Genomic DNA, 18244 nt, shown 5'->3' with positions numbered 1-18244 from the left:
AAACGTTTCAGAATAAAAATTACTCTGAAACGCAATCCGACTTAATTAGTCTTCATCTTCAATGGTCGTTTGGCTCGGCTGATTTGCCTTAGCACTCGCAGCTTGCATTTTCCCTAAAACTGCCCGGGCAATTGGCCCAACGATTAACAATTGTAATGGTAACGCAACAATTAAGTTAAAGATCCAAGTGTGGCCGTAAGTGGCTAACACGTGGGGACCTGCCAACTGGCCTTCAACGGCAATCCCGAATAGTGACATGCAAGTCACCATTCCGAGAACCATTAAAACCGAAATTGTAATCCCAATCAAAACCGTTTTCTTACGCATATATTCATTAATAATGTACTTAAAAGCGAGGCCCTTCGCAATTGGACCGACAACAACGAGATCCAAAATAATCGCGACGAGTAACCCTAATGGGTACCCACTTAGGATTGCAAGCACTAAGCCATTGCTAAACCCCTGAGCCATTGTAACGTTGTACGCCGTCATAACAAATACCATTAATCCGGCCATAATGGCAGTAAAAACAACTTCTTCTTTAAAATTCCGTGGCATGGTGCACGCTCCTAATTTAGTTTCGAGTGTTCACTATAGCACTAACCTGTCAACGCGCGTAAGTAATAATTTGATTATAATTGTATTAAGAAAGAGTGTGAGGACAGACGGGTTGGTATTGAGCATTGCCTAGTTAAGGCGTTATCGCCTGGGTTTGGCGATGGCGACTTAGCGTAGCAAGCGCAGATACCAGTCTGGCTGAGCACGTTTCAATAGAGTGTGAGGGCTAGCGGGTTGGTCTGAGGATTAGCCTAGCCACCGGTAGTATGCGAACTGTGCATGGTGCCGGTGGCGTAGCTAACTGCAGGACCATGAAAAACCAGTCTAGCCAATTGATACAGAGCCAAAAAATGAGGCCGTGACCAACGTCACCGCCTCAATGATCATCAATTCAGTTTCATACCAGGACTCACGTTCGGCCCGACTTAATTTCGTTAACAAACGAACGAAGTCACCGTTAGTCGGCAACGTATTTACCGACCACCGTTAACTTATCTAAAACGCGCCGCCCGTGGGGTGACCGTTGATCAATGACCGCGGTCAGTTCATGACCAGCCAAGTTTCCGTGGTGCTTGCCACCTGCCCAGGCGGCAACCCCGGTTACGTCATATACAACGCCATCCACGGCCACGTAAGCGGGTTGCCCGTTTTGACCATCGTACTTTGCTAACTCCGTTTGATTAAAAGTTGTACTCATCACAGATCACTCCTTCACAGTTTAATTAAGCTTAAACTGGACTGCCAAGTAAAAGCAAGTAATCCGCTTTCAAAGTTCTTTTTACCTCGTCCCCAAAGCGCCACCGTCCCCAAACGAGTGGCCTTTGCTCGCCCTAACTTTTGACCCAATATGCCGGACTGACAATCGGTATTACGACATCAATTGAAACGCTGCCAACTGTCTTCGACCCCAGTCATAACACGACTAGCCGCAATCCGTTTCAACAAATGCCCCCCAAGACGCCATTCAAACGTCCACCTCAGCCACTACACTTTTCTGGTTTAAGCCAACCAGCGCTCGCATTGACTGGCGGTCCCAACGTTCGGACTTGGGCTTTTCCGACCAACCAATGATAACCAGCTAACGCACCACCATTTAACAGTTGCTGGCCGGTCCAACCACCCGACCAGTAGTCGCTAACTTGCGCATGGCGTAACAAGTCCGTGTTCACCCGCACGAGCCCGCAATTAATTGGTCGCAATAACCGCTGAACCTGAATATGGTTGACCCACTGGTTAAAGAAATTTGGTAACGCTGCTGGCCGTTGATTACCATGACTTGTTTCCATGCGCTCACTTCCATTCTAGATTGTGAAACAATTATTAATTGTATTCGCAACTTTCTAATTAATGATTAGTTTAAGCCTTTGACTACTTATTTTACTCATTAATCCTACCACATTCACCATGTAAGCGCGGATTTTTTTGTCGATTTAACTAACGTTTACACTTGTTTATTACCGTTCGTAAAAACAATTAATGAACAATGCAACTAAAGTTTAAGCCCACGGTTAGCCGGGATGGTCTTATTTAACCGCTTCGTAAGTTAAGCCATTAAACCCGCCGAATGTAAATTATGCCACAATCACTTTAATTATAGTTGACTTTGATTTTATTAATATTCCGGACAGGCTACAATGGCACCTAGTTTGAGTCCAAGAAAGGTGGTACCACCCATGTCAAAACCTGACCTGAAGGCGCGACCGCATAAACTCATTGAATATGCGAACGGGCCCTCCTTAGAAGAAATTAACGGTAAAATTAGCGTCCCCAAGAACCTCGGCTTTTGGAAAACGCTCTTTGCCTACTCCGGCCCCGGCGCACTCGTCGCAGTCGGCTATATGGACCCCGGTAACTGGTCAACTTCGATTACCGGTGGTCAAAACTTCCAGTACTTATTGATGTCAATCATCTTGATTTCTAGTTTGATCGCCATGTTGCTTCAATACATGGCGGCTAAACTAGGAATCGTGACCCAGATGGACTTAGCGCAAGCGATTCGCGCTCGAACCAGCCGCTCGCTGGGTATCGTGTTGTGGATCTTAACCGAGCTAGCCATCATGGCAACCGACATCGCCGAGGTCATCGGGGCCGCAATTGCCCTGTATTTGCTGTTCGACATTCCGCTCGTCATCGCCGTGTTTATCACCGTGTTTGACGTATTACTACTATTGTTACTGACCAAGATTGGTTTTCGAAAAATCGAAGCCATTGTGGTTTGCTTAATCCTCGTGATTTTATTCGTCTTTGCCTATCAAGTCGCTTTATCAAACCCCGATTGGGGACAAGTTGTCGCGGGATTAGTGCCAACAACCGCAACCTTTTCCAATACCAAAACGGTCGGCGGAATGACGCCACTTAGTGGTTCGCTTGGAATTATTGGTGCAACCGTCATGCCCCATAATTTATACTTACATTCAGCAATTTCTCAAACGCGTAAAATCGACCACAATGATCCCGAAGACGTGGCTCGGACCGTTAAATTCGCAAGTATGGATTCCAACATTCAGTTAACCGCCGCCTTCTTTGTAAACGCGTTGCTCCTCATTATGGGGGTTGCGGTATTCAAAACCGGAACCGTTAAGGATCCGTCATTCTTCGGTCTCTACGAAGCGTTGTCGAATACGTCGACGCTCAGTAACGGGTTGTTGATCGACGTTGCCCGTTCCGGCGCGCTCTCGGCCCTCTTTGCGATTGCACTGCTTGCGTCTGGGCAAAATTCAACCATTACCGGGACGTTAACCGGTCAAGTCATTATGGAAGGCTTCGTCCATATGCGGATGCCGCTTTGGCTCCGGCGGCTCGTCACCCGGCTAATTTCCGTGATTCCCGTGCTCATTTGCGTCATGCTAACGAGCGGTAAGAGCGCCGTCGCCGAGCACGAGGCCCTTAACAGTCTCATGAATAATTCGCAGGTCTTTCTCGCTTTCGCGCTACCGTTTTCGATGCTACCGCTGCTAATGATGACTGACAGCAAGGCCGAAATGGGCGCCCGCTTTAAAAATAGTTGGTGGCTTAAAATTCTCGGTTGGTTCTCGGTCATTGCCCTCACCGGTTTAAACCTGTACGGACTAGCGCCACAAATCGCTGGCTTCTTTGGTGACCACCCAACGGCGGGTCAACTAACCTTTGCTAACGTCTTAGCGGTCATTCTAATCATCGCCATCCTCGCACTGTTGACCTGGACAATTGTCGAACTGTACCGGGGGAACCGGCGTTTTGCTAAGCACCAAGCAACCAAACAACAAGACTAATTAGGCTCGGCGCACGCCACTATGAAAAAGGTTCTGTGATAGCTGATGTTAATCCGCTAAGAAAGCGGCTAATTGAATTTTCACTCCGTTCGCTATGACTACCGAAATCAGTAAATAAGATTACATTGAACTTATTTAAGTAATCGTTCTGAGAAATTAGCTTCATTAACTAAGACTTATTGAATTAACCCATGAACTCAATACTAAGGCAAATCTAGCCAGTAGCGGGTGTCACCATGGCTCAACTGCGAAATTATTCTAAGTCGGAAGTGTCGTTCTTCCGGCTTAGAATAAGGCTCGAATTTGAGATTGCGGGGTGGGGTTTCCCCGTGAGCTCAAATCGATGCCCGCAGTGTTCCAGCCAACCGGTGACACCCGCTGCTGGCGGCATAGCAACACCAATTGGTACAACACTAAAAAACGACTTTTCGTTATGAAAAGTCGTTTTTGACGTATTAAGCACTCGTAATTTGCATCCGACCGTTGCGCTTCGATTGATACAGGTTCTGATCGACCCGTTCATAGAAGTCGTCCGGCGTATGATCCGCCGCAACGAGTTGCGAGACGCCGGCCGAAATCGTGACCCGAATTATCTTATCGTTATAGTGCACGGCCTGGTGGTTAATCGCCGCAAAAATTTGCTGAACGATTGTTGCCGTACTCTCCAAATCGTAACCGGCAAACAAAATATTAAACTCTTCGCCCCCGGTGCGGTAGAGCTGAACGTGCGAGTCGTTTTCATCAATCACGGTTTGAACAGTTTGGGCAACCGTCTGCAAGACCCGGTCGCCCGCCAAGTGGCCGTAAGTATCGTTGATCTTTTTAAAGTGGTCAATATCAAACATCATCATTGATAAATTTAAATTGTTATCGAGACTATCCTGAAACAAATAATCAATCCGCGTTGAATACGCCGCAAAGTTAGCCGTCTTTGTTAACGCGTCATGACTTGCAAACTGGGCTAGCCGCAACTTAATTTCACTGTCCTGCGTCAACATTGAGACGTAAGCGTACAGTAGTAATGCAAAAATCAAGAGGTAAACGTATTCCTGCACGTAAGTCGACCAGTCCAGATTGAACTTTAACTTAACGAACCACCATAGCAATGCACCGTAGGACATCACCGTACCTAAATAATACACCCAGCGGAACTTGCGCTTCTGAAGCCACGTTCGTAAAGCGTTAAGATTCCAAAAAAGTAAAATCATGAACGCCGCGTAAACCCACGATTCCCAATAATAAATTGAATGGTTGAAGAGCATATAAATTAAAACCACGGGAAACAGAAAGTAGTACGGGATTCGAATATGTAGGAAAAAGCCGCAGAAAATGATTCCAATCAATTGGAAATTCATAAACTGCCAGCTATCCGCTTTGCCAACGACCGACGCCTGCATGACAAACACGAAGACGAGCATGTAAATCGTCCCGTGCCACGCGTTAATCGTATTATCGTCAACGTTAATATGGCGCTTATGGAACCAGCGCGTTAACCAATTATATAGCACCCAATAAAGCGTCAAAACACCCAAAATGAAGAAGATACTCGTCACAAAGGGCGAAATCCGCCAGTATGACCATGTCATTGCGTGATCCTTTCTTTAGATGCAACCGGACTGAGGTTGGGCCTCATCGTCAACTAAGTGGGGCTTCCCGTAAAGGTAGCCTTGATGCCAGACGATACCTTCAGCTTCGGCCATTTTTTGGTCATGATGATCCTCCACGCCCTCTAAAATAAACTCTAGCCGATATTCGTGCGCAACCCGCTTCCAAAATTCCAGTGCGCCTGGAATTTGATCCGCTTTACCCGCCATCCGGTAGTTTTGCATCGCAAATTTGATTTGGTCAACAAACGGCAACACGTGCTGAATCCGATCAAACGTGTTTGAGCCGGTGCCAACGTCATCAATACTTAACTTAATCCCATGTTGGTGAAAAAACAAGCTATACTTTTGAACTTCCGCAATCGTTGGGTTTTCCGTGAGTTCAATTGTCAATGAAGCTGGATTAAGCCGCTTCTTTAAATAGATGATCGTTCCCAGCATTAAGTCATCTTCCGCTTGTTCGCGGTTGAGATTTAATGCTAAAACCTGGTTTGTTAACTTAGTTTTCAATTGACCGGCCAATTTTTCAAGTAGCTGGGCTTGTTTGGCTAATGATAACTCGGTGAAGTTCTTAGGTACCGACCAATGACCATCCGTTTCTTTGCGTAGTAGGACTTCGTAACCGAAGACCGATTGTTGCTTCTGGTCAACTTGGGGTTGAACAAAAAAACGATACATTTGAATTAGGCCTCATTTCTAGTAAATTTTATGTTTAATAATGTGAACCTGAACATTACTTAAGTATAGCTTTATTTGCCAAAAAATTCGAGACTGCGGCCCTAAGTTTACTAATTTTTACTTAAATTGTTTAAATCTTGTCACCGTTTAACCATTGACGCCCGGTTTACATTTCACCTTCAATTCCCTCGCCAACTTAAATTGACGCTCGCAATCCTTTTACCAACCAAAAAATCAGGAACTTGCGGTCATGCGACCTTCATTCCTGATAACTGATTTATCGAACTAATTTATCCCAAATAACCACTTGCCCCGTAGCCAATGACTTAGGAACGTCAATAATACGTTGATTGGAACTGCCCCGAAACTGGAGCTTTAAATCCTTCTTGGCCAGCAGGAACCGGCCGTCGACGAGAATATCGATGAGCGACAACATTTTGAGCTTATCAGCCGAATCCTTTTGCAACTCATCCCAGGTATAGCCGGACCACGACCAAATGTCTTTTTGATGGCCAAAGGTCGCGCGAACGCGTTCACAAATCCGGATTCCGACCTGAGTATTTAGAAACGGTTCCCCACCAAGGAGGGTTAACCCTTGAACGTAGTCCTGACTTAAATCTTCAATAATTTGGTCTTCCAATTCCTGGGTGTACGGCTGCCCATAATGAAAATTCTGCGCGGCCACGTTGTAGCACCCCGGGCAGTGGAACGGACAACCGCTCAGGTACAGGCTGCACCGGACGCCCTCACCGTCCACAAAGTTAAACGGCTTATAATCCGCGACGTACTGCTGACTTAAATCAGCGGCGAGCCACTCTTTGGGCATCGGATTGTTTGGTTCGTTCATAGCGCGCGGCATGTTTAATCATCTCCGGAGACATATTTTTAGCACGGGACGCAATTTCCACGTGCCGACCGTGGACCATCGGCCGTTGTTGTGGGTTACCAAGGTAGCCACAGGTCCGCTTAACCACGTCACAGTACTTCGGATCGTGGTTACCACAGTCGGGGCAAACAAACCCGCGGGCCGTGGCTTTAAATTCACCCTTAAAACCACACTTAAAGCACTGGTCAATGGCGGTGTTGGTTCCTAAGTAACCAACGTGGTCGTAAGCCCAGTCCCAAACAGCTTCCAGTGCCTTGGGATTTTGGGTTAAGTTTGGATATTCGCAATAGTGGATAAAGCCCCCCGAAGCGTACTGTGGAAAGCGTTCCTCCATCGTCAACTTTTCAAAGGGACTCGGATGTTTACGGACGTCGTAGTGGAAACTATTGGTGTAGTATTCCTTATCGGTAATGTCCGCGATCCGACCATACTTTTGAATATCGTCGCGGCAGAACGTATCGGTTAACGATTCTGCGGGCGTCGAATACAAACTATAATGATAGCCGCTTTCCTGAGCCCACTGAGCACACTTGTCGCGTAAAGCCTTCACCACGTCCTCAGCAAACTGAAGCGCATGTTCGTCATGCTCCCAGTTCGGACCAAAGAAGGTCGTACATACTTCATAAATCCCAATGTAGCCCAACGACACCGTCGCCCGTTGATTCTTAAACAACTCGTCCACGTTACCACCGGCGGGAAGCCGCTTGCCAAACGCCCCGTACATGTAGAGTAGGGGTGCGTTTTCCGGCTTAGCTTCCTTAGTACGTTCTACCCGGTAAGCGAGTGCTTGGTGACAGGTTGCCATCCGTTCATCGAAGATTTCCCAAAATAACTGTTGGTTGCCATGGGCTGCCAGGGCGATTCGCGGCAAGTTGACTGTCACCACGCCCAGATTCATCCGGCCAGAATTAACCTCCTGACCGTTCTCATCCTTCCAACCTTGCAAGAAGGAGCGACACCCCATCGGTGTCTTGAAACTCCCCGTTAATTCGGTAATCCGGTCGTACATTAATAAATCAGGGTACATCCGCTTCGTCGCACATTCCAACGCCAACTGCTTAATATCGTAGTTCGGATCATCGGGGTTTAAATTCAATCCCCGTTTCATGGTAAAAATTAGCTTCGGGAAAATGGCCGTCCGCTCTTCCTTACCGAGTCCCTTAATCCGAATCTTTAAAATGGCCCGTTGAATTTCACGTTCAATCCAGCTAGTTCCTAAACCAAAGTTGACCGTCGTAAACGGCGTTTGGCCCTGTGACGAATAGAGGGTGTTGATTTCATATTCCAACGCCTGCATCGCGTCGTAAATATCCTTTTTGGTCTTCGTTTTAGCGTACGCCGCGCGTTGATCTGCGGCTACCCACTGCTCCGCATCCCGCATGTGCTTTTGGTAGTTAATTTCGGCGTACGGTGCCAGCAACTGGTCAACCCGGTTGGCCGAACAGCCACCGTATTGGAGTGACGCAACGTTCGCAATAATTTGCGCCATTTGCGCCGTGGCCGTTTGAATCGAGCGCGGTGAAGCGACCTCGGCGTTACCAATTTTGTAACCGTTTTTAAACATGCCGTCAAAGTCAATCAGGCAACAGTTCGTTTCCGGTGTTACCGGCGAATAATCCAAGTCGTGCCAATGAATATCGCCGCGCAGGTGCGCTTTAGCAACCAAATCTGGGAGCATTTGTAACCCCAACGCCCGACTAGCGGCGCCCGCCTCCAGGTCCCGTTGGGTATTAAAGACGGTACTATCCTTATTAGCATTTTCATGGACAACGTTCGCATCGCGTTTAAAGAGCTTTTCAATCCGCCCCCGGACGTTCATCGCTTCCGCAAACCGTTGTTGCTCCGCAATAAAATAATCTTGGTAGCGCTTGGCGGCGTCCCCGAGACCCAACTCGGTAAAAATTGTGATCATGGTCGGTCGTAATTCCCGGGTCTCAATCGTCTGCGCGTCTTGATAGTGGGCCACGAGCGCTTCCTTCACCGCCCGTCGATCGGCCGGATCACTCAGCAACTGATGCAACACAAAATCAATTTTATACGGGTGAAACTTGGTTTGAGTTCCCCCCCGCTTGATCACCGGTAAGGCGCGTAATGGTTCTAATAGTTCACTTGTCGGCGTTGTTAACATACGTATCCCCACTTTTCAGGCTTGTGCCACCAGCTACAACTTCTGGTGGCAACCGTTTGATTTAATACTATATATAGTAGCTCATTTTGACTTAAATATCGATTGCTTTTTAGTCGCTACCACAAGCGAACGTCCGTTTCGGCGCGGCCAATCAAGCTTTGCCTGGGATAAGAATATTTTAAATTCATAAAATATCAATAATTCATTATAATCTTAGAATTTTTAGTCAACTAAATTAACTATTATTGGTAACCGCGCGCCCACAAGTTTTCACCCTTTTTCAGCGGCCATTTCGGGTGCAATTGACTATTTTCAGAGCTAATTGGGTCCCAATTGGCAGTGCTCAATTAATTTCAAAATAAGTTCGTCCCTTAACGGTTCCCCTTTCCGAAGTGATTCGCTATAATGTTATGTAATGGCTTAATTTCGGGAATTAAGTTACTGGAGGAGATCGAAATGTTCAAAACTTGGGGATTAGGCATCACGGCGGCCGTGGCCACCTTTCTCATTGGCTGTCAGTTACCGCCCGTGCGGTCCACGTCCACCGTTCGACCGGTTGAAAACGCCGCTCAAACCGCAAGCGTCCGCTCAGTTCGGACAAGTGATTACCTGGGTCATTGGATTGGGGTGCATCCGACAACCAGCTTATACTTAGGACGCAACCACCAACTAGTGTTATTTCAGCGGGACCGGCCAACTTTACGGGGACGCTTTACGTTACATCTCGCCGGCCAACGCGCAACCCTAAAAATCGCAAACCAACCGGCAGTCCAGTTAACGCTGGCCGATGCTAACCAACTCAGTGTTAACCAAACGCAGCTTACTAAGGACCCAACCTGGCAACCAGCAACTAGTTCAATTCCAACTAGTGCGACCAGCGCGCTAAATGCGCTCTCAGAAACCATTCAGCGCGACCAATAGTGGTCATTATCACGGCACGCAAGAATCTAACGCGAGCCACGTTTGGGTTTTCGTTCAAAAATAAATAAGAGACTGTGACTTGCGCCACGGTCTCTTATTTTTTGTTTTCAAATCAAAATAACCAAACTGAACATTAAAGGTCAACAGGCTTTGGGTCCACGCTCGCTAGTTCAGGCTTTCAGCGGTTGGCGGTTCGGCACCGGTTCATCAACTAACCGGTCGGAAAAGCCAAACCAGTAGACGAACCCGGTCGCCAGTAGCAAGGTCCCGTAATGCGAAATTAAGTAACCGATAAAGTTCGGCCCCAAACCGACTCCCGGCGTGATGAAGGCTGGAAAGCCAATCAACGCTCCAGACATCGCGTAGTTGTCGACTCGCAGAACTCCGGTCAATAACCCACCGAGGGCGCTCGCGATGCTAGCCACCACAAACACCCGTTTATATTTTAAATTCACCCCGTAAAGCGCGGGCTCGGTAATGCCACAAAAGGCGGAAAGCGCCGCCGCCCATGACAGTTCGCGAAGCCGCTGATGACGCGTCTTTAACGCCACCGCAAGCACCGCACCACCTTGGGCGACCATCGTAATTGATAGGATGGCGTTAATGTAACTATGCCCGTTGGTTGCTAAATCGTTAATCACAATTGGAATTAACCCCCAGTGAAGGCCAAAAATGACCATGACTTGGTAGAAGCCCCCAATCAAGAAGCCCGATAAGGCCGGACTAAAGTTGTACACGGCCAAAATCCAGCTAGCAAGAGCCTGACTCAGCATTGTGATCAACGGACCAAGACCCACAATAATAATTAAACTCAGAATTAGGGCTTCACAGATTGGGACGAACACGCTTCGTAAGTACAACGGAATAACCCGTTTCAGCGCCCGTTCCACGTAAACGCCCAACCACGCCGCCACAATAATCGGGAAAACCGACGATGTGTAGCTAACCAAATGGGTCGGAATCCCCAAAAAGGTTACGTAAGCCGTGGCAGAACGCCCCGCCGCGCTAACGAGCTGGGGATAAATCAGGATGGCCCCAACAATCGCTAGTACGATTGGGTTGGAGCCCAACTTTTTAGCGGCGGTAACGCCCAAAATCACCGGCAAGAAGTAGAAGGTCGCGTCCGCAATGGCGTTCAATAGGAGGTAAGTCCCGCTGTGCACGCTCAACACGTCAAAGCCGGTCAGCGCTGCCAGAATTCCCTTTAAGATCCCAGAGCCAGCCAAAATTCCAATGACCGGCATCATCGCGGCGGTCATCACCGCAATCATCGCACTAGCCGCGTTACGGAGCCGCGCCCACCACGTCTGCGCTCGCACTGCCTGGGGGGCCCGCGCGTACTGGCTACCAAGCTGGTCAATTACGGCATCATACACGCTGTCAACAATTTGCCCAACGACCACTTGGTACTGACCACCCGCTTGAACAACGTTAATCACGCCTGGCAGAGCCTGGATAGTTGCCGTTTGCGCCTGCTGAGCGTCCTTTAAGTAAAATCGCAAACGTGTCATGCAGTGAATGACCCCGCGTACGTTAGCCGCACCCCCAATCGCCGCAATAATTGGGGCGGCCAAATCCGCGGGGGCGTGATCAGCGGCTGGCGGCGCGGTGTTTAATCGCCCGCAACACACCGCTACCGGGGCTTGCGCTTCAAGCGTCCTTTTCTCCGTCAAAAAGAGCTGGGCGTGACGGGCTACACTATTCGTAATGACCGTAATGACGGTTGCCGCCTTTTTCGCCGCCGTAATCGCTTTCAAATCCATCGTCGCGAGTGGTTGACCAGCCTGGACCTGATCGCCAGTCGCCACCTGCACTTGAAACGGCTGCCCTTGTAACTCAACCGTATCAATTCCCAGGTGCACCAGAATTTCAAAGCCATCCGGCGTCTGGATGCCCACCGCGTGCCGCGTACCGGCAACCATGGTCACTTTGCCGGTCACCGGCGCGTACACCTGACCACTAACCGGCGTAATCGCAAAGCCGGCTCCCATCATCCCACCCGCAAAAACCGGGTCGTCAATGGTGGCCAGTGCCTGGCGCTGCCCACTGACCGGTGCACTAATTGTTAAGTTAACAAATTGCGTATTCATGACGCCACTTCCTCTTTACACTGGGCCCCAAAAGCCCGTCAGTCATCACCCATATTTTAACGAACGAAATTGCGTTTGAACAACGTTTCCGCTTGATTCGTCACTCACCGAACAAACCGTTGCTTGCACTGACCTCATCCTCCCCCCTATAATAAACTCAGTTATTACTATCAATAAAGAAGGTTATTTACATGATCAAACCCGTCGTTCACGATCCCGCTGCCCTCACAACGGTTGCCGCGCCAGCTACCCGGGCCGACGCCCAAGTCATTACCGACTTACGGGACACCCTGGCCGCCCACCAAGCCGCGTGCGTCGGCATGGCTGCCAACATGATTGGCGTTAACAAGCGGATCATTATTATTCAGGTGGGCCCGCTGGCCATTCCACTGGTCAACCCAGAAATCACGCATCAATCCGGTCCCTACCAAGCACAAGAAGGCTGTCTTTCACTAACCGGCGAACGTTCGGCCACCCGCTACCGCGATATCCGGGTGCGGTTTCTCGACCAACATTTTCACCCCCAACAACAGGCCTTTTCGGGTTTTAGTGCCCAAATCGTGCAACACGAGCTCGACCACTGCAACGGCATTTTAATTTAGAACTTGAGAGGAAGCACTCGTATGACAACTATCGATTACCACGGCCAACCCGCCCGGTTAAATTTTGCGCAGGAACGCCGGCACCTTGGTCACCACGCCCTCGGCACTGACATTGACCTAACTTTGTTTGGCACCGACCGCGACGATTACCTAGTCAACGCGACCCACTTAATTGACGATTATGAAAATCGACTGACCGTTAACCGCACCCCGTCAGAAGTGATGGCGATTAACGAAGCCGCCGGCCAGCACCCGGTCCAAGTGAGCGCCGCTACTTATAGCTTAGTAAAACGGGCCGTCGAACTCAGCCGGGAACATTTCGGCTTCAACGCCCTGATTGGACCGCTCGTCAACCTCTGGCGCATCGGCTTTGACAACGCCCACGTTCCAACCCCGGCAGCGATTCAGGACCACTTAAACTTAGTCGACCCGGCCAACGTTGTGTTAAACGACCAGGCCTTCAGCGTTTATTTAACCGTTCCCGGCATGGCACTCGACCTTGGCGGCATCGCGAAGGGCTACATTGCCGACCGCATCCAGAACTACTGGGAAGCCTTTGGACAACGTGCCGGAATGATCAACCTCGGCGGTAACCTATTAATGGTCGGCGAATCGCCACTCCACGCCGATCACCGCTGGCGCGTTGGTATTCAAAACCCACTCACCCCACGGGGAAACGCCATTGCCAGCGTGACGACCGGGCCCTGTTCCGCCGTCACCAGCGGGATTTACGAACGCCATTTAGAGTTTAACGGCCATTCGTACCACCATATTCTGGATGATCAAACGGGGTACCCCCGGGAAAACGATCTTGAAAGTGTCACGATTTTCTCTAAGGAATCAATCGATGGTGAAATTGAAACGACCCGGCTCTTTTTTGCCGGTCACCCGCTCCCCGACTGGCAAGCTAACCGGCCAGACCTCTACGGTGCCATTTTTGTAACGAAGGAACGTGAAATCCAAGTCGTTGGTTTTCAACCTGAACAAGTCACCCTATTAGATGAACAGTTTCACTTAACGTTCCGGCCATAACCACCCTCAAAAACGACTCTGTACTAGTTAGTATCAAGACTGCCGCCAGTAGCGGCCCGCTTAGTAGATCAGCACCATCTAGCATAGAATCTAAAAAACCGGATCTGAGCTGTGCAGGGCTCAAATCCGGTTTTAGTTAGTTAGTTTAGTTTATTTGATGTGACAATGTTCTTTTCTGGTGATTCTTTTCTGGTTGTGATTGGACACAAATCCTAATTCAATGTGCCACTATTTAAACGTGCTTAATGCTTACGGCGCCACCACAGCAAGCCCGCGCCGGCCCCCATTAAAATGAGACCAAGTCGCTGAAGCCAACTATTAGTGTGTTCGCCAGTGGCTGGTAAACTGGCATGCTTCGGTTGGTCCGCCTGCGTTGTTGCAGCGAGTGGTGCCAGTGAAGCTGAAGCGGTCGCGCCCGCTTCAGGAGCCGTTGCAGATTGCGTTGGGGTCGTTGGTGCAACGGTCAGCGGTCGTGCAGGAACCGCTGTTGGTTCATTGCTAGGAACTTCACCAGACGTCGCTGGTTGGCTAGGGCCGGTGACGTCCGCTGGATCATTTTGCGGTACCTGGTTGAAATGATCCACTGGTGACCCGTCCGTGCTTGACGAATCATTGGTGGTGTCCCCGCCCGGTCCGGATTGATCCGGTTGTTGATCAGCATCTTCATTATTATTCGGCTGTTCGGGTCCCTGCGGTGCTTGTGGCCCTTCGGGTTCCTCGGGCCGTTCCGGATTCGGTTGTCCCGGTTGTTGTGGTCCTTCTGAGTTACCCGTTCCCGGCTGCTCCGGTTGTTGCGGCTCTTCTGGGTTACCCGTTCCCGGCTGTTCGGGTTGTTGCGGCTCTTCTGGGTTACCCGGCTCCGGCTGTTCCGGTTCCTGTGGCTCTTGCGGTTGTTCCGGCTCCTGTGGTCCGGCCTCAACTTGTTGGTAATGGTAGACGACAACGATCTCTCCCTCACCAAATTGACCGCTTGTATTCGTCGTTGCACCCACGTATTGGTAATTTGGAATATCCTTCTTGGCCGTCTGATAGTCGGTTCCGAATTTACCTTCTAAGTGCTCACTAGGGGCTAGCGGTTGGTTATTTTCATCCAGGTATTGAACCGTCACCTTCCCGGTCTTACGCCGGTAGTTCAGTTGGATACCCGTATCTTGTTGACCGAACTGGCCGCTTAGCTGCCCATCCGTCACCGTTACCGGCTGCCCGTCCTGAGTTGCCGAAACAAATTCATAACCGGGCACGGTTGGGACCGTCACTTGCCAGGCTTGACCGGCCGGCCCCTTCTGGTTAACATCTGGGAAGGCCGCAACCGGCTGGCCGGTTTCATCTTGGGCCGTGATCAACACTTGCTGCTTCGTTTTTTCCATCACGAAGGTCACCTGGTGCAATTCCGGACTGGCCGTCCAATTTAAGTCCCCCTTGACTTCTTTTACGCTCAACCCCTTAGCCTTCAACGCGGCTAACGCCGCCTGGACTTGCGCGTGCTGCGATAAGTCTTGGCTTTCCGTTAACTGTTGATGTAAGTTTAGGGGCTGCGTTAACAACTGCCCCGTCTCATCCACGAATTGGACTTGGGCGTTGCCATAACTCTGATCGACAATGTAGGGAATCACGATCTTGCCATCAAACGGAAAACCAGTACTATTCACTAGACCTGGAACGTCCCATTCTAAAACAAACATGCCCCGGTCACCGACGTTGGTCCACTCAATCGTATTTTCGTCAATGTTAGTTCCCTTAGCGGTCGACTTTGCTCCGGCCTTGACCGGAACCCGTTCACCGTTCAAGCCAATGACGTAGGCCGGCGTCTGGTACTTTCCCGTCACGGGGTCAATGTGCAAGTAAACACCGGGCATGTACACGATTTGGTCCCCCATTGGTGCGGTATCGTTTTTATCGCGGAACTCTTGCGGAATCATGCTCACATCCGTCAACATGTTCCCCGCAATACTGAGTTGTGAAACGTTCGTCATGCCCTTAACGACACTTAAGTCCTTAACCGACGTAAATTGCATGATAAATTCCGTCAGTAACGGGAGGTTCATTTGTTCCAGGGCACTGACGTCCCACAATTTACTGCGGTACGCGGACATTGGGTAGCCCCAGTCTAAGTGAGCGTCTAAAGAAATCGTGAAGTTAAACCGGGTAATATTCTGGGCGTACTGTAAGCCCTCTAGCGATTCAACGTTCAAGGTTGCGTCAAGGTACGCTTTATTGCGAACCTGCTCCTGACCATCGACGAAAAACATTTCCAGTTTGGCCATCATTTCCTTAGTGATTTCGCTCACGTCGGTGATTTGAAAGCCTTCATCTTTTAATTCATGTAGTACTAACATTTGTAAATTTTTATCCGGCATCCAAACGTTAATATCTTCGGCTGCCGCATTTATTTCGCGGGCCCGTTCCTGAACGACCGGGTTAACGGGTTGTTCAGGTAAACTGATAGACGCAGTTTCGGTGAAATTAAGGGACGGCTTCATGGCCGGCGCTTCACTCGTCGGTTCGGTTTCAACCGCTGACGACGGTAATTCGGTTAACGCTGCTTCCGACGCTTGCGACTCGTTGGCCACATCAGCGCTTGAAGTTGCGGCCACGCTCGCGGTCGAATCCGCACTAGCCACTAGCGCCGGCGTACTACTCCCGGGCTCAGCATCACTAACGGGCGCGGATTGCGCGGTCGTCGCATCCGCCGAACCAGCCGCAGCCGAACTCGTTGGACCTTGTTCACTTACTTGCGCACCGTCACTAACCGGCGCCTCACTAGTACTGGCCGTACTGGTTTCAGTAGTTGCGGCCCCACTCGTGCTACTCCCGGAGACGGGGTGCGCATTTTCTAAAGCTGATTCCGGCGCTAGTGCGGCCGAACTCGTGGCAGGGGCTTCCGAAGTGGTGAGTTCCGGTTGCGTGGCGTGATCAGCCGAAGCGGCTAACGATGGTGCCGTCGAAGCTTCCGCTACGTTCGAAGCGTGCTGTGTGTTCGCTTCACTCGTGGCAGTCGGTGCTTGGACGGGGCTCGTTTGTTCAGTATCCGGACTCATTGGTGTTACCAACGTCGCCACCGGGGTGGTCGTTTGGTCGGCCCGGGCACCTAACTGATCATAAAAGTTAAACATCGTAATACTGAGGCCCATAACGACCCATAGCTTACCGTGCTTATACATCTTAAAACGGACTTTTGCATCCTGCATGTCAATTAAACTCCTCTCAAACATCTGGCTACTTGTCATTTGACTTCTCGGAGTATACGGTAATCTAATCAACTCGTAAAGGATTAAATTATAAAAAAACCGCACTCACCCCCATTTTACCCGGGTCATTGAGTGCGGTACTTTTTATTCTTAAGAGCTTACAAAGCGCGTTCTAACCGGTTTATAATGTCACGGACATCATCGGTCGTCTTAGTCTGCATTAATTCATTACGTATTTCGGCGGCGTGGTGCATCCCCCGGACGTAAATTTTAAAGAAACGCTGTAATGGCGCGAAGTGGCCTGGCATGCCTAAATCGATAAATTGGTCATACAGGTCCAGTTGATAACGTAATAACTCAAGTAATTCGCGGGTTGCGTGCGGTTGCGGTTTACTTTCAAAAGCAAACGGGTTTTGGAAAATTCCGCGACCAATCATCACGCCGTCCACGCCCGGGTGCGCCTGTGCGAGTTTCATCCCGGCTTGGTAATCCAAAATATCACCGTTGATTTGCAACAACGTTTCCGGCGCATAAGCATCACGCATCTGCACTAAGCTGTCAATCAGCTCATAGTGCGCCGGCACCTTGCTCATCTCCTGCTTGGTCCGCAAGTGAACCGTTAAAACGGGCACCTGCTGTTTCAATAAAAATGGAATCCAAGTTTGGTATTCATCAAGTTCATCAAAGCCCAAACGGGTTTTCACGCTGACCGGTAAATCTGCCTGCCGGGCACCTTCAATGACTTCTTTTGCCCGGTCGAAATGACGAATCAGGTCGCTCCCACTACTATTTTTAATCACGGCGATGTCGGGACAACCCATATTAATATCAATGGCTTCGTAGCCCTGACGTTGGACCTCCTGAGCTGCCTTAGCAAAATCGGTTCCCGAATTTCCCCATAACTGGACGATTGGACGCGGTTGTTCACTTGGATCGACGTAAAGTCGGCCGCGGGTCGTGACCTTCGCCTTCGGGTGCGTAATACTTAGGGCATTCGTAAATTCGGTATAAAACAAGTCCGGCGCGGCGGCCTTCATGACGACCCGCCGAAAAACGGAGCCGGTTACGGCCTCCATCGGTGCCAAACTAAAAAATGGCCGGTGTTGCTGCTGCGCGTGCGCGGCAACCCGTTGCCAATACGTTGATTGGGTCACAGTGCTCCTTCTTTCCTCTCAAATCATAAATAAGACAATAATCTATCTTAGCGGTAGCCCAGTGTCAACTACCACGGACTAAAGTCCGTGGCTTGTAAGTGCTAGATCAGACCTTCGACCTAGTAGCTACAATTTGCATAGATACAGCTTCG

14 protein-coding genes are annotated in these 18244 nt (G+C 49.8%); 4 read left to right on the top strand and 10 right to left on the bottom strand.

The genetic code is table 11. From position 1 onward, the window contains the following. Positions 1 to 45 precede the first annotated feature (45 nt). The 3 genes from FFM79_RS09035 to FFM79_RS09025 form a co-directional block, all read right to left on the bottom strand. Entirely contained in the window at positions 46 to 558 is a 513-nt protein-coding gene (locus FFM79_RS09035) for a DUF2798 domain-containing protein (protein WP_137643154.1), read from the bottom strand. 457 nt (positions 559 to 1015) lie between these two features. Next, on the bottom strand, positions 1016 to 1258 hold the full coding sequence (locus FFM79_RS09030) for a cytochrome b5 domain-containing protein (RefSeq protein WP_137643153.1): 243 nt from the start codon (positions 1256 to 1258) through the stop codon (positions 1016 to 1018). A gap of 277 nt (positions 1259 to 1535) precedes the next feature. Beyond that, positions 1536 to 1844 (bottom strand): hypothetical protein, encoded by a 309-nt coding sequence (locus FFM79_RS09025; protein WP_137643152.1) that lies wholly within the window; start codon positions 1842 to 1844, stop codon positions 1536 to 1538. Between the two features lie 387 nt (positions 1845 to 2231). On the opposite strand from FFM79_RS09025, the gene FFM79_RS09020 reads away from it, so the two are divergent. Next, a complete protein-coding gene (locus tag FFM79_RS09020; protein ID WP_137643151.1) occupies positions 2232 to 3809 on the top strand; it encodes an Nramp family divalent metal transporter in 1578 nt (525 codons plus the stop codon). 455 nt (positions 3810 to 4264) lie between these two features. Here FFM79_RS09020 and FFM79_RS09010 read toward each other — a convergent pair whose 3' ends face one another. From FFM79_RS09010 to nrdD, 4 genes are all read right to left on the bottom strand, one after another. Further along, positions 4265 to 5395 (bottom strand): GGDEF domain-containing protein, encoded by a 1131-nt coding sequence (locus FFM79_RS09010; protein WP_137643150.1) that lies wholly within the window; start codon positions 5393 to 5395, stop codon positions 4265 to 4267. 15 nt (positions 5396 to 5410) lie between these two features. Continuing rightward, positions 5411 to 6091 carry an EAL domain-containing protein gene (locus FFM79_RS09005; protein ID WP_137643149.1) on the bottom strand — a complete coding sequence of 227 codons (681 nt, stop codon included), beginning with the start codon at positions 6089 to 6091 and terminating at the stop codon, positions 5411 to 5413. Between the two features lie 277 nt (positions 6092 to 6368). Then, positions 6369 to 6950 (bottom strand): anaerobic ribonucleoside-triphosphate reductase activating protein, encoded by a 582-nt coding sequence (gene nrdG / locus FFM79_RS09000; RefSeq protein ID WP_137643148.1) that lies wholly within the window; start codon positions 6948 to 6950, stop codon positions 6369 to 6371. After that, positions 6892 to 9105, bottom strand: a complete 2214-nt coding sequence (gene nrdD, locus FFM79_RS08995) for an anaerobic ribonucleoside-triphosphate reductase (RefSeq protein WP_137643147.1) — start codon at positions 9103 to 9105, stop codon at positions 6892 to 6894. Before nrdD ends, nrdG begins: the two co-directional genes overlap by 59 nt. Before the next feature lie 456 nt (positions 9106 to 9561). On the opposite strand from nrdD, the gene FFM79_RS08990 reads away from it, so the two are divergent. Then, positions 9562 to 10026, top strand: coding sequence for a hypothetical protein (locus FFM79_RS08990; protein WP_137643146.1), 465 nt, complete (start codon positions 9562 to 9564; stop codon positions 10024 to 10026). A gap of 170 nt (positions 10027 to 10196) precedes the next feature. Here FFM79_RS08990 and FFM79_RS08985 read toward each other — a convergent pair whose 3' ends face one another. Continuing rightward, complete coding sequence (locus FFM79_RS08985; protein ID WP_137643145.1) at positions 10197 to 12116, bottom strand: PTS sugar transporter subunit IIABC; 1920 nt, start codon at positions 12114 to 12116, stop codon at positions 10197 to 10199. Positions 12117 to 12307: 191 nt separating this feature from the next. Between FFM79_RS08985 and FFM79_RS08980 the strand changes: the two genes are divergently transcribed. Next, positions 12308 to 12718: a peptide deformylase gene (locus FFM79_RS08980; protein ID WP_137643144.1), complete on the top strand. Its 411-nt coding sequence runs from the start codon at positions 12308 to 12310 to the stop codon at positions 12716 to 12718. A 21-nt stretch (positions 12719 to 12739) separates the two neighbouring features. Further along, positions 12740 to 13750 carry an FAD:protein FMN transferase gene (locus FFM79_RS08975; RefSeq protein WP_137643143.1) on the top strand — a complete coding sequence of 337 codons (1011 nt, stop codon included), beginning with the start codon at positions 12740 to 12742 and terminating at the stop codon, positions 13748 to 13750. A gap of 242 nt (positions 13751 to 13992) precedes the next feature. On the opposite strand, the gene FFM79_RS08970 is transcribed toward FFM79_RS08975, so the two are convergent. Continuing rightward, positions 13993 to 16938: a MucBP domain-containing protein gene (locus tag FFM79_RS08970; RefSeq protein WP_170177432.1), complete on the bottom strand. Its 2946-nt coding sequence runs from the start codon at positions 16936 to 16938 to the stop codon at positions 13993 to 13995. Between the two features lie 158 nt (positions 16939 to 17096). Then, complete coding sequence (locus FFM79_RS08965) at positions 17097 to 18092, bottom strand: tRNA dihydrouridine synthase (RefSeq protein WP_137643141.1); 996 nt, start codon at positions 18090 to 18092, stop codon at positions 17097 to 17099. Positions 18093 to 18244: the final 152 nt, after the last annotated feature.

The organism is Lactiplantibacillus modestisalitolerans, from assembly GCF_005405425.1.
Taxonomy (GTDB): Bacteria; Bacillota; Bacilli; order Lactobacillales; family Lactobacillaceae; genus Lactiplantibacillus; species Lactiplantibacillus modestisalitolerans.
This window is presented reverse-complemented; position numbering and strand designations above follow the sequence as displayed.